Source organism: Niallia yueguangensis (assembly GCF_052663115.1).
Genome location: NZ_JBQTCX010000014.1, coordinates 1 through 19,948, shown reverse-complemented (window position 1 = coordinate 19,948; position 19,948 = coordinate 1). Strand labels below are relative to the sequence as shown.

The following is a 19,948-nucleotide window of genomic DNA, read 5'->3' as shown; positions in this document are numbered from 1 at the left end:
TTGGATTGTCACTACCTATATATTATAGCATTCACTTTTTCAGTGGCCTCCGCACAGCGCCGAGGAGGCTCCCGGACCGCCCGCGGAAAGCGAATGCCTGCAGTGGAAATCAACAGGCAAGTTTAACAGAGCTTTTCAAATAGAAATAGAATTTCTACAGGAGGAGAACCGTTTTTGAACATAAAGCTAAATCAAAAAATCATTAAAGAATTATGTGGCACCGTCTCCTTCAAAAGAGGGGATTCTTTTTATCAAAATAATAAAGTCGAATTTACGGAATATCAAGCAAACGGTTGTAAAGCAATCGTAAAAGGAGGCGATGATTTTTATATCACAATTAAAACGGATGGTGATGGAGGGATGCAATCGGAATGCAGCTGTCCAAAATTAGCTTCTTTTGATCGGGAATGTCAGCATATTGCCGCAGTACTGCTTGCTGTGCTGGAACATGAACGAAATGGCACCGTTCCAATTATACATCAGCATCCATTAACAGAAGGATTATTGCAATTATTTGATGAAAAACCTATACGTTCAAGCGGTCATCAAAGCCATTTTGAAAACAGAGAAGTACTTGAGGTGGATTTTACTTGCCGATTGATTGGTAAAGAAAAGGAGCCGCAGCTGCTTGGAATAGACATAAAGATTGGATCAACGAAAGTGATGAATATTTCTTCTTTTTTAAGCCATATAAAAGAAGGAAAGCCGTACAAACTTTCCCCAGGTTTTACATTTGATCAGCAGCTTCATTGCTTTCCAGCAGAAATAGATGCCGTTATTGGACAGCTTGTTTCTATGAGAGAGGATGAAAAGTTGTTTATAGATAAAATGAAAGAGATTGAAGGGATAAGCAGTGAAATCTTTCTTTTGCCGCCATCCTCTTTTGATCGACTTGTTCCTTCCCTTAAAAATCTCCCAAATGTAACGGTAGAGTATGGCGGATGCCGCTATGCTGGTTTCCATGTATCAATTGAGCGGCTTCCATTGACATTTGAGTTTGTTGAAACAGCAGGGAAAAACTATCGGCTAAACATATCTGGGTTTCATAAAATAATCATTTTGCCTGCTTACCAATCTGTCTTTACAGAGGGAAAATTAACGCAGCTCGAAAATCAAGATTGTCAGAGGCTTGTACATTTACAAGAAATGCTCTACAAAGCTGGAACAAATAGTATACCATTTGAAAAAAAACAGGTTGATTTTTTTCTAGAAAAAGTAGCTCCAGGTTTAAAAAAGTTGGGAGCTGTGGAGGTAGGCAGTGCAGCAGCGAAGCAGTTTCAAACAGATCAGCTGATTGCTAAATTATATTTGGACCGGGTAAACAACCGTTTGCTTGCTGCATTAGAATTTCACTATGGCCATATTGTATTGAATCCATTGGAAAAGAAAGAGGTTTTGGAAAATGGATTTTTATTGCGGGATGTTGAAAAAGAAATGGAAATCCTCAAATTAATGGAGAACAGCTCTTTTTCCAAAACAGACAGCGGCTATATCTTGCAAAATGAAGGTTTAGAATATGCTTTTTTATATCACACTCTTCCCACACTAAAAAAAATAGTTCAAGTGTATGCTACAACTGCAGTCAGAAACAGAATTTTTCGGGAAAATGCCAAACCGATGATTAAGGTAAGCATAAAAAAAGAGCGGACCAATTGGCTCGAGTTTAAATTTAATATGGATTTCCCAGAAAAAGAGATACGGGATATTTTAACTGCACTGGAAGAAAAACGAAAATACTACCGTTTAAGAAATGGATCACTTCTCTCCTTGGAAACAAGAGAAATGGAAGAGATACAGCGATTTTTGCAATCGCCGCAAATTCAGCAAGAGGATCTTATCAATGGTGTAGATTTATCCATCCATCAAAGTTTTCCACTTGCTGCGTTTTTGGAAGAGAATCATTTGTTGGAGAAAACGGAGTCTTTCCGCGAATTTGCAGCAATTTTGCAGAAGCCAGGCAGTATGAACTTTGATGTGCCAAAAAATATAGAACCTATCCTTAAGGACTATCAAAAAATAGGATTTAACTGGATGAAGACATTGGCTTATTACGGATTTGGCGGCATTCTTGCGGATGATATGGGACTTGGGAAAACATTGCAGAGCATTGCATTTATTTTATCAGAGCTTAAGACGATTAGGAGAGAAAATCTTCCAGCATTAATTGTTTGCCCATCATCATTGACATATAACTGGTTGAATGAATGGATGAAATTTGCTCCTGAAACACAAGTAGTTGTGATGGACGGCAATAAAACCGAACGGATGAAGCTACAGAAGGATTTAAGGGAAATAGATGTAGTGATTACTTCCTATCCATTATTACGAAAAGACAGCACTTGGTTTGAAAAACAAAACTTTCATTCGGTTATTTTTGATGAAGCGCAATATTTTAAAAATCCGTTCACTCAGACAGCAAAAACAGTAAAAAAAATCAAGGCAGATTACCGATTTGCTTTAACGGGGACACCTGTGGAGAATGCTTCAGAAGAGCTTTGGTCTATTTTTCACGTTGTTTTTCCTTCCCTTTTTTCAGGGTTAAAAGAGTACAGCCATTTAACAAGAAAAAATATTGCAAAACGAATTCGTCCATTTATGCTCCGTCGTCTAAAGGAAGATGTCCTCACGGAGCTTCCAGAAAAAATCGAATGGCAGGAATCAACGGATATGCTTCTTGAACAGAAAAAATTATATGGAGCGTATTTGGCAAAACTGCGTCATGATACATTAAAGCATCTTGACAAGGATACATTACGGAAAAATAAGATTAGAATTTTGGCAGGATTAACAAGATTGCGGCAAATATGTTGTCATCCGCGACTGTTTGTGGACGGTTATCAAGGCAGCTCTGCAAAATTTGAACAGTTAATGACCATGGTAGAAGAAGCGAAACAATCGAAAAGAAGGGTATTGATTTTTTCCCAATTTACGAAAATGCTTGAGTTGATTGGAAGAGAGCTAGCAATAAGGGAAGTGCGATTCTTTTATTTAGATGGGCGGACTCCTTCAGAAGAACGGGTGGAATTATGCCGTCGCTTTAATATAGGGGAATGTGATTTTTTCCTTATTTCCTTAAAAGCTGGAGGTACTGGTTTAAACTTAATGACTGCAGATACGGTTATTTTGTATGATTCATGGTGGAATCCAGCAGTGGAAGAACAAGCTGCCGATCGTGCCCACCGGATCGGACAAAAAAATACTGTACAAGTAATTAAATTAGTTGCTAGAGGCACAATCGAAGAAAAAATAAATGAACTGCAAGAGAAAAAAAGGCATCTTATTAACGAAATCATCGATTCAGAAGAGCAGCTGCTATCTACCTTAACAGAAGCGGATGTAAAAGATTTATTAGGGATCGATTAACTTCCCGTTTTTTGATTAGTTGGATACATGAAGAAACAGAGAATTTTGTTGCATTCTTGGGAGCATAAAATAAATGGTTAGTAAATGAAAATATTTAGTGTTTTCTAGATATATATATCTATGACAATCATACTGCCTTTTGTATAATTATTTAAAGGAACTTTAAATTAAATATAAAAGGGTGAAAATATTGAAAGATAAAATAGTTGTAACCGGTTATGGAGTAAAAGCCCCGCGTACAAATAACGCTGCAGAATTTATATCTAATTTAAAAATTGGAGTCTGTTGTTTAGAATCTGTATCAACTCTTTTACCCAATAGAGAAACTACTATTATTGGGCAGATAAAAGAAGGATTAGAGGAATTTGAGTCTAATAAAAAATTCAAAAGATTACCAAGGGTTACTCTTCTTGGTATGATGGCTGGAATGGAAGCAATAAAACATGCTAAACTATCTAATTTATCCGATAAAAAGGTTGGAATTTTTTTAGGTGTATCAGTGGGAGCAATTGGTGAAAAGGTATACCAGGAATCTTTAATGAATATTAATCAAGATAATCTTAGAAAAGTACCTATTATTTTTTCTCACTTTGCTAATTATCATAGTATTACTTCTGCTATCGCTCACTACTTAGGCATAAAAGGAATAACCAAAACAATAACCACTGGATGCACCTCTAGTTTAGAGGCTATACAGGATGCGATGATGTATCTAAAAAGCGGCAGTATTGATATAGCTGTAGTTGGGGGTTCGGATAGCCTTATTAGTAAAATTGGTACCTATGGATTTGCTAAGACCAAGTCCATATCGATAAATCAGGATTTAGATGTAGGGGCTGTCCCATTTAGTCAACAAAGCAGTGGATTTGCAATAGCTGAGGGCTCTGGAATTATTATTCTAGAAAGAGAAGCAGATGCATTAAAAAGAAATGTTGATATACTAGGTGAAATAGAGAATGTTGTATCGTATAATGATGGAGCTTATATTTATTCCATAGATGAAACTGGTGAACAAATGGTTCGGGCTCTTAAAGAAGTTAGCAAAGACAGAAACCCCGATTATATAAACAGTCAGGCGTTGGGAATAAATATAAACGATAGAATTGAAGAGTATGCTTCCAAGGTTTTATATAATCACAAGGTCCCTTATACGTCCATTAAGAGCATGATTGGAAATCCTTATGGTGCTTGCGGGGTATTGCAAGTCATATCCTCCCTGATAAGTATTAACTGTGGGTTTATACCTCCAACCATTCGCACGAAAAAAGATGGTTTTGAAGAGATGAATATTATTACGAAAACTATTTATCAAGAGGTTAATGAAGTAGCAGTAACGAATCATGGTCTTGGGGGCAATAATGCATGCTGTTATGTAAAAAGTTATCAATACTAGTAGGTGGAAATTTTGATCATTTCGTTTTTAACCGCTATTATAGGAATTATTCCAACAGTATTAGCGGTTTCTGTATTAAAATTGTATAAAGGTTCAAAATTGGCAATTCCTTTATTATTTTATATGCTTGCCATTAGTTTATGGCAGTTGGATATTGCCGTTTTATATTTAAAAGGTATTTTTTCAGAATCGCTTATATTATGGGTTTTTAGGATTTTTAGAGCTGGACCAACATTTTTGGTGCCTTTGGTTTTTTATGTCGCATATATTTCTTTAACGAAGCATGCAGTTAATCTTAAAAATACTTTTTTTAATCGGTTTCTATTATTTATGTTTAATAAGAAAGTGTTAGTGTTGTTGTTTATTTGGAGCACAATCATTTATATTCTAAATATGACCGAACTCGGGGTAAGGGGATTAAAAGATTTAGAGATTCTACAAACTAATACGTATTATTATTTCCCGCAATACGGACCACTTCACTTTTTGTATTTTATTCATATCGTTGGTTTTGTTATGTTGTTAGCTTTTTCCTATATCATTGCTAAAAATCTTCAAAATAATTACTATAAGGATTTTTTAAGTACTTTTTTCTTATGCTCTTTTTTATTAATTGTATTCGGGTCGCTTAATTTTACTCCCGGAACAGGGGCGCTATATAGTAGTTTAGGAGTAATTATATTTTCTGTTATCATTATTTTTTCTTTTCTGAGAATAAATACGATGATGACAGTAAATTATAATCGTTTGATTGAGCGTCAAAAAAAATTAGATTATACAGGGAATTTAACAGCTAGTTTAGTTCATGAAGTGAAAAATTCACTAGTCGTTATAAATGGTTATTCAAAATTGTTGAGTGAATTAGAGGCATTACCTAAACAGGGTTATAGAATGAATTCAATGATTCATACTGCAACACAACAAATTGATGAATTAATACAAAATTATATGAAGTATATAAAAAATAATTCAATTGACTACAAAATGGTTGATTTAAATGAAATAATAGATGATGCCATTAAACTAACGAAAGAATTAACAAAAGAAAATTCAGTAGAAGTATCTTTTGTTAGAAAATATAAAACTTTAAAAGCTTATGTAAATCAGACTTATTTAAAGCAAGTGTTGATTAATCTAATCAAAAATAGTGTGGAAGCAATTCCGAAAGATAGAGGTTTAAGAAAAATAACGATTTCTACAAATGTTGAAGCTGACATGATTCTTTTAAACATTATCGATACGGGAAAAGGGATACCTATAGAAAACTGGGAAACTATTTTTGATCCATTTATTACCGATAAAAAAGAAGGATTTGGTTTAGGCTTACCATTTGTAAAAAAAATTATGTTTGAACATCGTGGAGATATAAAGGTAGTAGATAGTAGTTCAAATGGAACAAACCTCCTAATTATTTTACCACAATTTATATTTAGTGACTTCAAAATATAAGATATAATAGTTTGCCATACCTAACAAAATTAAATTGTTTATAACCCAAAATATGTATGTAAAGGCTATTGTAGTGCATGTATGAAAATTTCTTTGGTTTAGTTTTTGTTCCTAAACGTCAGAGCCATTCTATATTTCTATTATAGAATGGCTCATTCAAATTTATTAGGGTAAAAATGGTATAGAGAGTTTGAAAACGACCATCATTTTGGTTAGGAGAGGCGTCCGCACGACTCCTGCGGGATTAGCGAGACAGGCGAGACCCTGCAGGAGCGTAGCGACGAAGCGGCTCGGCGCTCGCCCCGCGGAAAGCGTGTGGTAAGCCTCGGCAAACCGAACGAAAACCTCTGCTCTGCGTTGCTTGGATTGTCACTACCTATATTTTATAGCATTCACTTTTTCAGTGGCCTCGAGGTACGAGTGAGGAGGCTCGACGCTCGCTAAACGGACGAATTGTATTCGGGCTGCGAGTTTAAAAGCAACAATCTATACGAAAACAGCCTTAAAAAAACTACACCGCTAATTGTTAGTTGTGTCTAACAATTAGGGTGCAGTTCAAAATTTCCGTAGATTTTTAAATAGAATGGCAGATTATTTAAATCTAAATTTTGCTAATAAGTCATTTAATTCCTCAGCCATAGAAGAAAGAGTGCTTGCTGAAGAGGATATTTCTTCCATTGTTGCAAGCTGCTCTTCTGTTGATGCTGCCACTTCTTCTGATGCTGCTGCATTGTTTTTGGCAATATCCGATATTGTAAATGAAGTTGCTTCTACTTCTTGAATGCCGCCAGCCATTTGCTGAATGGTGCTTGATACAGTTTCTATTTTAGGCGTGATTTCTTGCATGCTAGATAATATTTCCGTGAATTTTTTTATCGCATCTTCTGAAACTATTAAGCCATCTTTTACGTTATCTACTACTGTAGACATTTTTTGTACAGTGTTTTCTGTATCTTTTTGAATGGCTTGAATTAATTCTGCTATTTTTTTAGCGGACAGTTGGGACTGCTCTGCTAATTTTCTCACTTCATCAGCTACAATAGCAAATCCTTTGCCTGCTTCTCCAGCTCTAGCCGCTTCAATGGCTGCATTAAGAGCCAATAGATTCGTTTGTTCGGAGATGCTAGTGATAACACCCAATATGGAACCAATTTCTTTCGAACGGTCTGATAAAGAACGGATCATATCATTCGACTCTATTACAGAATTGTGAATCAAACTCATCTGATCAACTGTTTCTAAGACAGCTTTTTCGCCCTCTTCCGCCATTTTTGTTGTATCTTTTGTTAATTCAGCAACTTCTAAAGTACTGTCTGAAATATATGAGCTTCCCTTTGAAATTTTTTCTATGGAAGCATTATTTTTATCAATTTCCATTGTTTGTTTTTCCGCACTGCTTGCAACGTCTTGTATGGCAGCTGCCACTTGTTCTGTTGCTTCACTTGTCTGTGAAGAGCTTGCATTTAGTTCTTCAGCAGAAGAGCTTACTTGCAGGGCATGGTCTTCGATTGTTTGTAATGTATGTCTCAAGCTTTCTTGCATCTCTTGAAAGGCTTGTGCCAAGTTGCCGATTTCATCATGTCGTTTGATTTCAATCGTTTCTGTTAAATCACCCTTACTAACCGTTTGTGCTTTTTGTTGTAAAGCTTTTAATCTTGATACGATAGAGTGTACAATCCACATAATAATACATGCACTAATAATAATAGCAACAGCAATAACGATTAATGTAGTCTTCAAAATAGGTTTTGAGTCATCAGCAATTTCAGAAATTAACAATGTACCTGCAATCTTCCAACCAGTTTGTTCATTGGTGGAAAAGTACATGATTTTTTCTGATCCTTTGTAATCGTAATAAAGTTCACCAGATTTTTCTGCATAAAGCTTTTGAAAGAAATCTTCTTTTGCTTTAGTGCCAGCTTTTTCACTTGGACTTACAATATAGTTTTGCTGCGAATCGAGTAAAACAGCATAGCCGCTTTTTCCGATGTTTACTTCTTCTGCTGTCTTTTTAAGATTTTTAATATTAATATCGACTGCAATTACTCCGGCCCCATCATTTAATACTTTTGTAATCGTAACCACCATTTCTTCCGTTCCTGCATCCACGTAAGGGCTTGTTACGACAACTTCTCCTTTTTTTTGCATGGCATCTTGATACCAAGGGCGTTGTCTTGGATCGTAGCCATCAGGCATATCCGAAATCGGATACATAATTGTTTCTCCCTTTGGTGTGCCAATATAAATCGATTGAATTTCGGGATGAAGATTAATATACTGTTTGAAACTTGTCACAACTTGGGAAGAAGATTTGCCATCCTTTAAAGATTCTGCCGTAATTTGTTCGGCGAAATATTGAATATCATGAATTTTAGGTGAAATCGTAGTATTAATATTGGAATTTAATAAGTTTACGTTCTCTTCTGCCGTTTTTAGTAAATTATCACCCAATTCTTTTTTTGCGCTATCATAGGATAGAAGCCCAACCGTAATGGTTGGAATAAGAAGGATGAGAGCAAACGTAATATACAGTTTAGTGCTTAAGTTGAAAGTGAACTTCTTTTTTTTTGATTTTTCCATTAACATATCCCCTTTTTTATTGCTGTAAAATTTATGGTTATTCTAAAATAGCAATAATAAATTGTATTTATTATTATTTTCGACAAATTTTTTAAAAAGTGAAGTTCTTTTATGAAATAAAGTTAAATCCTTTTATATTTATTTATTTATTTATTTATTTATTATCTTTATATAGTTGCTAATGATTGAAGTGTGTAATGAATGCTTGATAAACAATGCACAAATAATAAAAAAGATGAGAATAGCAGTTTAGTATGTAGTTAATATAAGTTCATAGTATAAAAAACGATACTACCTATAAAGAATGTGCGTACTTACAAGTTTGTTGTCCATGAATTATACTTTGATTAAGTTGTTTTTCAACTAACCTAAATAAAAGGAGTTGTATTTTAATGACTACAAAAAATGAAAGTGTACTAACGACTACTAAAAAAGAAGAGGTATTGCAAGCATACGAATACAGACACGCTACAAAAGAATTTGATCCAGAAAAAAAGATTAGCAAAGAGGATTTTGACTTTATTTTAGAAACTGGCAGATTGTCGCCAAGCTCTTTTGGATTTGAGCCATGGAAGTTTGTTGTCGTGCAAAATGAGCAATTAAGAGAAAAGTTATTACCGGTAACTTGGGGAGGGCAAAAGCAATTGCCAACATCTAGCCATTTTGTCATTATTTTATCAAGAACACCGAAAGAAATGGTAGCTGACTCAGAGCATATCATGAATATGATGAGATCTATTCAACAGCTGCCAGAAGAGGTCGTAAAAGGAAAAGGCAGTTTGTATCATAAGTTTTTAGAAGAAGATTTTGATCTGCTAAGCAATGAACGAGCAATGTTTGAATGGGGATGCAGACAAACTTATATTGCACTAGGCAATATGATGACTGCCGCAGCACAAATCGGCATAGACTCTTGTCCAATTGAAGGGTTTGATAAAGATAAAGTTGAACAGATTTTAGCTGAAGAAGGAGTAATAAATACGGAACAGTTTGGCATATCCTGTATGGTTGCATTTGGTTTCCGAGTAAAAGAACCTCGAGATAAAACAAGACAATCAAAAGAACAAGTGATTCAGTGGATAGAGTAGAAAATAACGTTTAATAAAATATACTTTCATTTTGTTGAAAAGCCTCTAGAAAATTTCTATTCTTAACATAATAATATAAAGTAAAAAGAAAAGGATAGATAGGAGGCCGCTTGCTTTGATGAAAGACGGTAAAGAAATTCATGGCACTTGTACGACGATTGAAGGATGTCCTGTGGAATTGACATTAAGCGTTATTGGCGGTAAATGGAAAGGGGTCATTCTTTATCATCTCATTAATGGGGAGAAAAGATTTAATGAGCTTCGACGTATATGCCCCAATATTACACAGCGTATGTTAACATTGCAGCTTAGAGAATTAGAAAAGGATGGAATTATTCATAGGGAAGTATATCATCAAGTACCACCTAAAGTTGAATATTCATTAACCGATTTTGGTAAAAGTATTGTACCCATCATTTTGCTAATGAAAGATTGGGGAGAAGAATATCGGAATCTCCTCCTTCAACAGCAAAATATAGTTGAGGAGAAACAAATTTCTGATTCATCGGGTAACTAAAGCAGGAAAAAACATATGTGAAAGATCGTTTCTGAAGAAAAGCTCGGGTTTTTGAGAAGGTAAATCTTTTCAAAAATTGGAGTTTTTTTTTCGAGAAAAAGAATAAGCAATAGTTATGTTTTTATCTTTTTTCTAATAATACATACTTTTTCCCTTATGTTTGTAAAAATTATGTTCTTTTTTCGTTAGTTGAATTGAAATGAGAACTCTTGTTTGGTAAAATAGCAAATATTCGAATGAACTTTCATGTAAATAAATGGAGAGCAGTTTATTTAGCGAAAGGGATAGAAAATAAATTACCTTTTGGAGGATAAGAATGGAATCCAAGATTAATTCGAAAGCAATTTTAATCACGTTTATGATTGGTGCGTTTTTTGCTATTTTGAATGAAACACTACTTAATATCGCCCTTACGGAGTTAATGAATGTATTTAAAGTAGATGCTCCAACCATTCAGTGGTTGGCAACTGGTTTTATGCTGGTGATGGGTGTTTTAATGCCGATCTCTGCGTTATTGATTCAGTCGTTTACAACTAGACGCATGTTTATTGGTATTATGACGATTTTTTTAATTGGAACCATTATAGCTGGCTGTGCGGTGAATTTCCCAATGCTTTTAACTGGCAGAATGATTCAAGCAGTTGGAACAGGCCTTTTAATACCAGTTATTATGAATGCTTTGTTATTGTTGTACCCACCTGAAGTTCGCGGAAAAATTATGGGGATGTTTGGTTTAGTTATTATGTTTGCACCTGCGATTGGTCCGACATTATCAGGAGTAATTGTAGATAGTTTAGGTTGGCGCTGGCTGTTCCTTGCTGTTATTCCTTTTGTGTTATTTTCTATTTTATTTGCGTTAAAATATTTGCAAAATGTTGGGGAAATTACGAAACCAAAAGTGGATATTTTATCTATATTCCTTTCTACAATTGGAATAGGTGGTTTAGTGTATGGATTCAGCAGTGCCGGTGAAACGGCTAATGGGTTGCTGTCTGCAGAAATTTTAACTTATATTTTTGTTGGTGCAATAAGCCTTGTTTTCTTTGTACTGCGCCAATTAAAGCTGGACGAGCCTTTATTAGATGTCCGCGTATTTAAATATAAAAATTATGCATTTGGTGTTATCGTGTTTGTCATTGTTATTATGGCAATGTTTGCTTCTGAAATTGTGATGCCAATGTATCTCCAAGGGCCTCTTGGATATACGGCAAGGCTTGCTGGTTTGATTCTTTTGCCTGGTGCATTGCTGAATGGGCTTTTGTCACCGGTGATGGGGATGCTGTTTGATAAATTTGGACCAAGAAAATTAATTATTCCTGGTGCATTTGTATTAGTCGGTGTCATGATTTTTTATAGTAATATTAATGAGTCCGTTCCTATCTGGGCATTTATCATTGTCTATATATTGCTGATGTTCTCTATTTCAGCGATAATGATGCCGTCACAAACAAATGCTTTAAATGAGCTGCCGCCACATTTATATCCACATGGAACAGCGATTGCGAATACGTTGCAGCCTATTTCTGGTGCACTTGGTGTTTCTATCTTTGTAAGTATTTTAACAGGAAAAAGCAAGCAATATGTACAAGAATATAACGGTCAGCCGACGGAAAACGTTCTACATGATGCGATGACATACGGTGTGCATCATGCGTATTGGTTTGCGTTAAGCATAAGCATTATTGCTTTTATTCTTGCACTCTTTATTAAAAAAGCGATAGCAGCTGAAGTTAATGAACAGAAAAGTGAAGTTCAGTCTAATTAAACAGATAAAAGCAGAACTTTCTTCTATTAAGGAGAAGGTTCTGCTTTTTTTAAATGATAAGAAAATATAAAATTTCGAACCTAGTTTAGTGTCTAGCTCCGGCGCCTGCGCATTTCTTAATAGGCTACTCTGAAAAGAAGTTCCGCAGCGTGAATACACTACGCTTTCCACGGGCGAGCGCCGAGCCGCTTCGTCGCTACGCTCCTGCAGGGTCTCGTCTGTCTCGCTTTCCCGCAGGAGTCTTCGTGTATTCACGCTGCTCTGCGCTATAAATGTGGAGGCTGCTTCTTTCCATGCGCCATGATGCAAATTTTATTGCATGGGTGTTTACTCTGAAAATAAGCTCTGTTAAAAGGGTTTTTCCGAAGCTTATCGCACGTTCGCGGAAAGCGAGTGAATTTCCTGACCATTATAAATCAACACTGAAATTTAACAGTGCCTTTTTTAAAATGTAGAGTGCTGAAAATTTAGAAAATAATGATAATTGTGTATAATAGACAGTATATTGATATCGATAAGTCTCTGATGAAAAAGGAGAAAAATATGATTGCAGATACTATCTTTTATAATGGTCAAATAATGTCAATGGATGAACACAACAATCAATATGAAGCTATCGCAGTAAAAAAGGAGCGAATTATTGCTTTAAGTTCCAATGAAGAAATAACAAAATGGGCAGGTTCATATACAGAAGTTGTTAATTTAGGTGGGAAAGTCGTTGTCCCAGGGTTTATTGATGCGCATCAGCATTTGTTTATTAGTGGATTTAATTTACTGTATGTTCATTGTAATCAATCTTCTATTAAAGAGATGGTTAAAGTAATTAGCCAAAGAGCAAGGGAGGCAGGATCAGACGAATGGATTATCGGATGGGGTTATGATGAAGCAAACTTAAAAGAGGGAAGAGAGCCGAATGCTTTCGACTTTCAGGGCATTAACAATCCAGTTTTTATTACAAGATATTGTGCCCACACGGCCGTTGTGAATAAAAAAGTATTACAGCTTGCGAAGATTACAGCAGCTACAATAGTGAAAAATGGAGAGATTGTACGAAATCAAAATGGCGACGCAACAGGCGTATTAAAAGAAGAAGCGATTAATCTTGCTAAAAAAGTAATGCCTCCCTATACAAAAAAACAAATGAAGAAAGCAATTGAGCTTGTAATGGAACATAATCTTTCTTATGGTATTACAAGTGTACATGAAGCGGGTCTTGGCTTTTTTTCCGATTCATTGGAAGAATATCATGTGCTGCAGGAAATGATGGAAGAAAATAATCTTCCTGTTCGCGTATATGCGATGATACTGGAAAAGTTTTTTCAGGAAGCAGTGGACATGAGGTTGTCTCCTTTATCAGGCAATAGTTATTTGAAAATTGGTCCAGTTAAAATGTTTGCTGATGGAACCATCAGTGGAAAAACAGCAGCCGTTTCTATTCCATATAATCATTCATCCGATCAAGAAGGAATGCTGATGTATACGGATAAAGAATTAGAAGATAAAGTGATGCTAGCCCATCAAAAAGGATATCAGATTGCCATACACGCCATTGGCGATCGAGCTGTACAACAAGTTATAAATGCATATGAAAAAACATTAAAAAAATTCTTTCGCAAAGACCATCGCCATCGGATTGAGCATGCAATGGTGACAAATAAAGGATTGCGAATGAAAATGAAGGAACTAGAGGTTATTCCAGTTCCACAACCTGCGTTGGTTTATCAAGCAGGAGATGTTTACAAAGAAAATTTACATCCTTCTTTGGTGAAAAATGTATTTGCAACGAGGGAAATGATGGACGATGGACTACTTCCAGCTGGAAGCTCCGATTTTCCGATTACTCCTTGTTCACCAATGCTTGGAATATACGCTGCTATTTGTCGCAAAACGGCTAATGGAAATGATTTTATTCAAGAAAACAGCGTTAGTTTAAAAGAAGCGTTAAAAATGTATACTATTTATGCTGCCAGAGCTTCCTTCGATGAAGAAAACAAAGGGTCGCTAGAAATCGGAAAATTAGCAGATATGACGGTATTACCTTCTGATTTTATGGCATATAATCCTAATGAAATAAAAAATACTTGTATCGAGATGACGATTATTGGCGGGAAAATTCGTTATAGTGCGAGGAGGGAATAGAATGACAAGATTTAATAAGGAACAGCTAGTAGCACTCGATAAAAAACATTTTCTTCATCCAACCTCTTCTGTGAAGCAGCAACAAGACCAAGGACCTGCGATTATTTTTGAAGAAGGAAAAGGAATCTATGTAAAAGATACAGATGGGAAGGAATATATAGAAGGAATGTCCTCCCTTTGGAATGTGGCGATTGGATATGGCAGAACAGAACTGGGAATGGCTGCAATGGAGCAAATCAATAAATTAAGTTTTAGTTCCGCCTTTTCGACCTTTAGCCATGAGCCTGCCATTCTTCTAGCCGAAAAGCTTGCTAATCTAGCACCAGGGGATCTAAATACCGTTTTTTTTACGTCAGGTGGTTCAGAAGCAAATGACTCTGCATTTAAATTAGTTCGCTATTATTGGATATTGCAAGGAAAACCTCAGCGCAAGAAAATTATATCAAGACAAAAAGCGTATCATGGGGTTGCTACAGGAGCGACTAGTGCAACAGGAATCCCTGAATTTCATCATGTTACAAATTCTCTTGCACCAGATTTTCTTCATGTAGATTCCGATTCAGTGGAGGCATTAAAAAAGGTAATAGAGGAAGAAGGGCCGGAAAATATCGCAGCGTTTATTGCAGAACCTGTAATGGGAGCTGGCGGTATGTTTATTCCAACGGATGACTATTTAAGAGGAGTCCGTTCTGTTTGTGATGAATATGATATTTTATTTATTGCAGATGAAGTGATAACAGGGTTTGGGAGAACTGGGAAAATGTTTGGGATGGAAAATTGGGATGTTGTTCCAGATGTATTAACGTTTGCAAAAGGGATAACGAGCGGATATTTTCCACTTGGCGGTGTATTGATCTCAGAAGCGATTTTTCAAGTATATAAGGAAAAATCGACGGGAACATTATTTCATGGATTTACTTACAGTGGCCATCCTGTTGCTTGCCATATTGCAAATACAAATTTACATATAATAGAAACGGAAAAATTGGTGGAAAATAGTTACTTTATGGGGTTAGAGTTAATGAAAGGGTTTAAACAACTAGAAGAAGAACTTGAGTATGTTGGCGACAGCCGGGCAATTGGATTATTAGGTGGATTTGAACTATATGCCGATGCAAAAGAAAAGCGGCGTTTCTCCGAAAAAATAGCACCTAAAGTGGTTGCTGAAGCAGCAAAAAATGGCCTGATATGTCGAAGTGTTACTTATAATGATAGTGACACGATTGTTTTAGCACCGCCTTTAATTATTAGTAAGGCAGAAATAGAAAAAATCATAAAAATTCTAAAAGAATCAATTAAAACGGTAATCGCTGATTAATAAGCAGATTACCGTTTTTTTCTATTGTATAGAGGGGATCTACGCTATCTAACATAGATATGCCTCCTATTAGTCTATGTTCTGATGTTTGGACCTTGACGGGCAGCAAGTCTGAGATTAATTGTTCTTTCATAATTAATACTGATTTTTCTATGTTATAATATATCAATATTATAGAAAAATCAGGGGAATAATGTTTTTTGTTAATCAATTAAAGGATAAAAATATTGTGGAGTATATGGATATGAACGGTGTTGGAATAAATTTTGAAGAATTAAAAAAAGCATGCCATCAAAGTGGATTAATACCAACAGATTTTACACTGTTTTTGGAAAAATTAAGTAAAGATGCATTACATCAAAAACATGTACAATACGCAGATATATTAGAGGTTGTTATTTATTTTTTAGATAAATTTTTATTATCATTAAAAGATATTTCTATTGTTGCAAGTGTTTGTGATGCAGAAGGATATTTATTAAAAATGCAAGGGGATGAACGAAGCAAAGCTGCGGCTGCCCATCTCGGCGTTGTAGAAGGCGTTCGTTTTACAGAAAAAGATTGTGGAATAGATGCGATATCGTTAACGTTAAAATATAAAAAAGAAATCGAAATAATTGGGGAACAGCATTTTCATCAGCATCTCCATTCTACCGCCTGTTATAGTGTTCCGATTATGGATCGAAACGCGGATAAGGTACTTGGAACCATTGCGATTATGACGGACAAAAAAAACGCAAATCCATTAATGCTTACCCTTCTTTCTACGGTTAATCAAACAATAGAAAGAGAGATTGCATTAATTAGGCAGAACCACCAATTAAATCGATTAAATCAAATGATCATGGATACAACGAGAAATGGAATATTGATATCTGACCAGGATGGCAAGCTAATCGGCTTTAACCCATATGCAGAGCTAGTGACAAAGATAAAAAAGGAACATGTTATCGGAGCGAATATTAATCGTTTAGACTATTTTGGAGAATACCTTCAAGATGTTTTATCGAATAAACGCCCCTTTACGGATATTGAAATTTCCTACATTCGTAAAGAAGATGGACAAAAGCTTATTTTTCTGTTAGATTGTTTTCCTATATTTGAGGAGAATGGCACATTGGTCGGAGCATTTGCTCAATTTAGAGATTTTACCGAGCGTAAGCGGACGGAGCAGCTTTTATTAAATTCAGAGAAGCTGTCAGCCGTTGGTCAAATGGCGGCAAGTGTTGCCCATGAAATACGCAATCCACTTACGACAATCCGTGGATTTATTCAATACTTGGAAAAAGAATTTAAGGACAAATCCCACTTCCATTTAATTATGTCGGAATTAGACCGTATTAATTTTATTGTGGGGGAATTTCTTATTTTGTCTAAGCCGCATGTTTTAAATTATGAGTATAAGGATTTACAGCAAATTTTAGACGAGACTATCTCGTTGTTTCAGGCAAGTGCCAATATGAATAATATTGTCATCGAAAAAGATTTTGGACAAGAAGCAATCATCATCTATTGTGATGGAAATCAATTAAAGCAAGTGTTTATGAATTTGTTTAAAAACAGTATGGAAGCTATCCCTTTTGGTGGGATAATTTCTGTTCGTACGTGTATACAAGAAAATACTGCGATTATTCAAATTCAGGATAATGGATGGGGAATGGAGCAATCCCAGATTGAAAAACTAGGTTCCCCTTTTTATACAACAAAGGATACTGGCACTGGTCTTGGTTATATGGTCATAAAAAAAATAATAGAACATCATAAAGGAAAGCTGCAAATTCAAAGTGAACTAAACAAAGGGACAACGGTAGAAATCATTATCCCGAAAAAAGCATTGTAAAAGGAGGGAAATGAGAGAGGAAAAGGTTGAGGCGTGGAAGTCTTGAAGAAAATCGACAGCTAGGATTCCTTAACTTTTTGGACAAACTCTATATGAATATAGAAAAATAAATGCAATTGGAAAGGAGCTGTTTATGGATACGATAGATCAGCAGCTAATAAAATTGCTTCAAGAAGATGGACGTATGACTATTAGCGACTTATCGAAGCACTTGTCTTTAAGTCGCCCAAGTATTTATGAAAGACTGTCTCGTCTGCAAGAAAAGGGCGTTATTGAACGATTTAGTGCAATTATTGCTCCGAAAGAAGTAGGCAGAGATACGTTGTTGTTTATTCAAATAAGTGAACTAAAAACGTCGCCACAAAAATTTGAACAGTTTATAAAGGACGATGAAGATATTTTAGAATGCCATCGAATGACAGGCTATGTTTCGCATTTTTTAAAAGCTGCAGTAGGTGGAATGGAAGGAATTCAATTACTTGTTGACAGACTGATTCCATTCGGAAATGTTAATACTTCCATTGTACTGCACTCAGCTGTCAAATATAGAAATATCAAGCCATTAGATAAGAAATCTTAATGAGAAGCATGTAAATCGTTAAAAAAGCGAGTCTATGATTAGGCTCGCTTTTTCTGTGGAGAAGGGGGCAACCTGAAGAGAAACTGTAAAATTCATAACGTATATTGTTTGTTCTATTTTTGTACATAACGTATATAATATGAAGAAAATATGTACATTATATTATGCATTATGAGCGGAATATATTCTATTCTATTATTAGTGATCAGAAATGACGAAATAATAGATAAGGGGCATTCATGATGAAAAAGATAATAAATATACTGCTAGGTTGTTTGATTTTAAGTATAGGTGTGCTTATCTTAAGGCATTCCCATCTAGTTACCGGTGGAACAGTAGGACTTTCATTAAGTTTTTCTTATATTTTCAATCTTCCGTTTACATTGTTGTTTTTTATAATAAATATTCCATTTTATATTTTTTCTTTTATTCAAATGGGGTGGAAATTTACTGTATCAACCATTTTGGCAGTTACTATTGTTTCGATGCTGACAAGCGTTGATCAATTTATTCCTGCTTTTAACATGAATCCATTAGCAGGTGCTATTATTGGTGGAATAATAAACGGATTTGGATTGTCCATTCTCTTTTTAAATAAAGCATCTCTTGGAGGTTTAAATATTCTTGCGTTATTTTTACAAAAGAAATGTAATTGGAATCCCGGAAAAGTAAATTTTGTGTTTGATTGTCTAGTTGTCCTTTCCGGCATTTATTTCATTGGAGCTTTGAAAGGAATGTTATCCATTCTTTCTATTTTCTTTACATCAAGCATCATCAGTTTTTATAAAAAGAAAATTGCAAACAGTATTCAATCTGAACAAGATAAAGAGATGTATAAGGTAAAATCAAAAGTGATCGCAAATTAAATAAAAAGCAATTTTTTAGATTATAAAATAGGCAGGCTAGAAAACATTATAAAGGGAATTTTTGCGAAGTACATGATCCAGTAAGTGTACTTCTTTTCTTTTTTCAGTTATTAGTTTTCATAGCTTCTAGGTTATAAAAAAACAAATGCATCGAGGGTGAAATAAGTTTAATATTCTAATAATTCTAAAAAAAGTGTGTTAGGAAATCTAACATAATAGTAGACTAGTTTCTCCTATCCAAGTAGTATAAAAGTAACGATATAAGGTGAGTTAATTATGAATCTGAAATAAGGAACCACTTGTACTGTAATTTGTTTTGAAAATGTAATAACGGATTAATAATGATTGTAGAAAACTCGTTAATCGTTTTTATCTGCAACTAATTATAAATAAACGATGGATGCTTAATTTCTGTTTACAGAAAGGAAGAGCCGTGGAAATAGGAGTTTGAATTTCAATTCTTCTATTTTCATGGCTCTTTTTTATTAGGAAAGGACTATTAAATAAGGGGGTGAATGAAAATGAGTACATACACGATAGTTGATAAAGATACTTGCATCGCTTGTGGTGCATGCGGAGCAGCTGCTCCAGATTTATTCGACTATGATGACGAAGGATTAGCCGAAGCATTTAATGATAACAATACTGGTACTGTGGAAATTTCAGAAGATTTTTATGATGACTTAATCGATGCTCAAGAAGGATGCCCGACAGATTCCATTAAAGTTGCGGAGGAATCCTTTGATGGGGATGCATCAAAATATGAATAATTTCATTTGGTAAAAAGTCAAAATCAAAACTTGTAATGAATTGCTATAACAATAATATTAGGGGGTACAAATCTTGAAAAAGCGTAAATTAGGTTTAGTGTTGTCTCTAGTACTAGCTGCTGGGACTGTTTTAGGGGCTTGTGGTAAAAAAGATAATAATGAAGGTTCATCTAATAAAGATGCATTTAAAGCTGCTATGGTTACAGATCTTGGTGGCATAGATGATAAATCTTTTAACCAATCTGCATGGGAAGGGCTGCAGGCATTTGGTAAAGAAAAC

The 19,948-nt window shown here is 35.1% G+C and carries 14 protein-coding genes; 13 read left to right on the top strand and 1 reads right to left on the bottom strand.

Annotated elements, in window-relative coordinates; translation table 11 throughout:
* Positions 1-174: 174 nt before the first annotated feature.
* The 3 genes from ACTYA4_RS13765 to ACTYA4_RS13755 all read left to right on the top strand — a co-directional run bounded on the left by ACTYA4_RS13765 (position 175) and on the right by ACTYA4_RS13755 (position 6,205).
* Complete coding sequence (locus tag ACTYA4_RS13765; RefSeq protein WP_445505690.1) at positions 175-3,363, top strand: SNF2 helicase associated domain-containing protein; 3,189 nt, start codon at positions 175-177, stop codon at positions 3,361-3,363.
* 190 nt (positions 3,364-3,553) lie between these two features.
* Complete coding sequence (locus ACTYA4_RS13760; protein ID WP_445505689.1) at positions 3,554-4,756, top strand: beta-ketoacyl-[acyl-carrier-protein] synthase family protein; 1,203 nt, start codon at positions 3,554-3,556, stop codon at positions 4,754-4,756.
* A 12-nt stretch (positions 4,757-4,768) separates the two neighbouring features.
* Positions 4,769-6,205 carry a sensor histidine kinase gene (locus ACTYA4_RS13755; RefSeq protein ID WP_443482470.1) on the top strand — a complete coding sequence of 479 codons (1,437 nt, stop codon included), beginning with the start codon at positions 4,769-4,771 and terminating at the stop codon, positions 6,203-6,205.
* A gap of 591 nt (positions 6,206-6,796) precedes the next feature.
* Here the strand turns inward: ACTYA4_RS13755 and ACTYA4_RS13750 are convergent.
* Positions 6,797-8,785, bottom strand: a complete 1,989-nt coding sequence (locus tag ACTYA4_RS13750; protein ID WP_443482469.1) for a methyl-accepting chemotaxis protein — start codon at positions 8,783-8,785, stop codon at positions 6,797-6,799.
* Positions 8,786-9,177: 392 nt separating this feature from the next.
* On the opposite strand from ACTYA4_RS13750, the gene ACTYA4_RS13745 reads away from it, so the two are divergent.
* The 10 genes from ACTYA4_RS13745 to ACTYA4_RS13700 form a co-directional block, all read left to right on the top strand.
* A complete protein-coding gene (locus ACTYA4_RS13745) occupies positions 9,178-9,873 on the top strand; it encodes an NAD(P)H-dependent oxidoreductase (RefSeq protein WP_443482468.1) in 696 nt (231 codons plus the stop codon).
* 118 nt (positions 9,874-9,991) lie between these two features.
* On the top strand, positions 9,992-10,390 hold the full coding sequence (locus ACTYA4_RS13740) for a winged helix-turn-helix transcriptional regulator (protein WP_443482552.1): 399 nt from the start codon (positions 9,992-9,994) through the stop codon (positions 10,388-10,390).
* Between the two features lie 316 nt (positions 10,391-10,706).
* On the top strand, positions 10,707-12,155 hold the full coding sequence (locus tag ACTYA4_RS13735) for an MDR family MFS transporter (protein WP_443482467.1): 1,449 nt from the start codon (positions 10,707-10,709) through the stop codon (positions 12,153-12,155).
* A gap of 543 nt (positions 12,156-12,698) precedes the next feature.
* The gene (locus ACTYA4_RS13730; RefSeq protein WP_443482466.1) at positions 12,699-14,294 is read left to right on the top strand and encodes an amidohydrolase; all 1,596 of its coding nucleotides are present in this window, start codon (positions 12,699-12,701) and stop codon (positions 14,292-14,294) included.
* Position 14,295: 1 nt separating this feature from the next.
* Positions 14,296-15,612 (top strand): aminotransferase family protein, encoded by a 1,317-nt coding sequence (locus ACTYA4_RS13725; protein WP_443482465.1) that lies wholly within the window; start codon positions 14,296-14,298, stop codon positions 15,610-15,612.
* Positions 15,613-15,856: 244 nt separating this feature from the next.
* A complete protein-coding gene (locus ACTYA4_RS13720) occupies positions 15,857-17,452 on the top strand; it encodes an ATP-binding protein (RefSeq protein ID WP_445505688.1) in 1,596 nt (531 codons plus the stop codon).
* A 133-nt stretch (positions 17,453-17,585) separates the two neighbouring features.
* Positions 17,586-18,032 (top strand): Lrp/AsnC family transcriptional regulator, encoded by a 447-nt coding sequence (locus tag ACTYA4_RS13715; RefSeq protein ID WP_443482463.1) that lies wholly within the window; start codon positions 17,586-17,588, stop codon positions 18,030-18,032.
* Between the two features lie 242 nt (positions 18,033-18,274).
* Positions 18,275-18,898: a YitT family protein gene (locus ACTYA4_RS13710; RefSeq protein ID WP_445505687.1), complete on the top strand. Its 624-nt coding sequence runs from the start codon at positions 18,275-18,277 to the stop codon at positions 18,896-18,898.
* A gap of 521 nt (positions 18,899-19,419) precedes the next feature.
* The gene (locus ACTYA4_RS13705) at positions 19,420-19,668 is read left to right on the top strand and encodes a ferredoxin (RefSeq protein ID WP_443482461.1); all 249 of its coding nucleotides are present in this window, start codon (positions 19,420-19,422) and stop codon (positions 19,666-19,668) included.
* Positions 19,669-19,741: 73 nt separating this feature from the next.
* Positions 19,742-19,948 (top strand): BMP family ABC transporter substrate-binding protein (locus ACTYA4_RS13700; protein ID WP_443482460.1); only part of this gene is annotated, 207 nt, incomplete at its 3' end.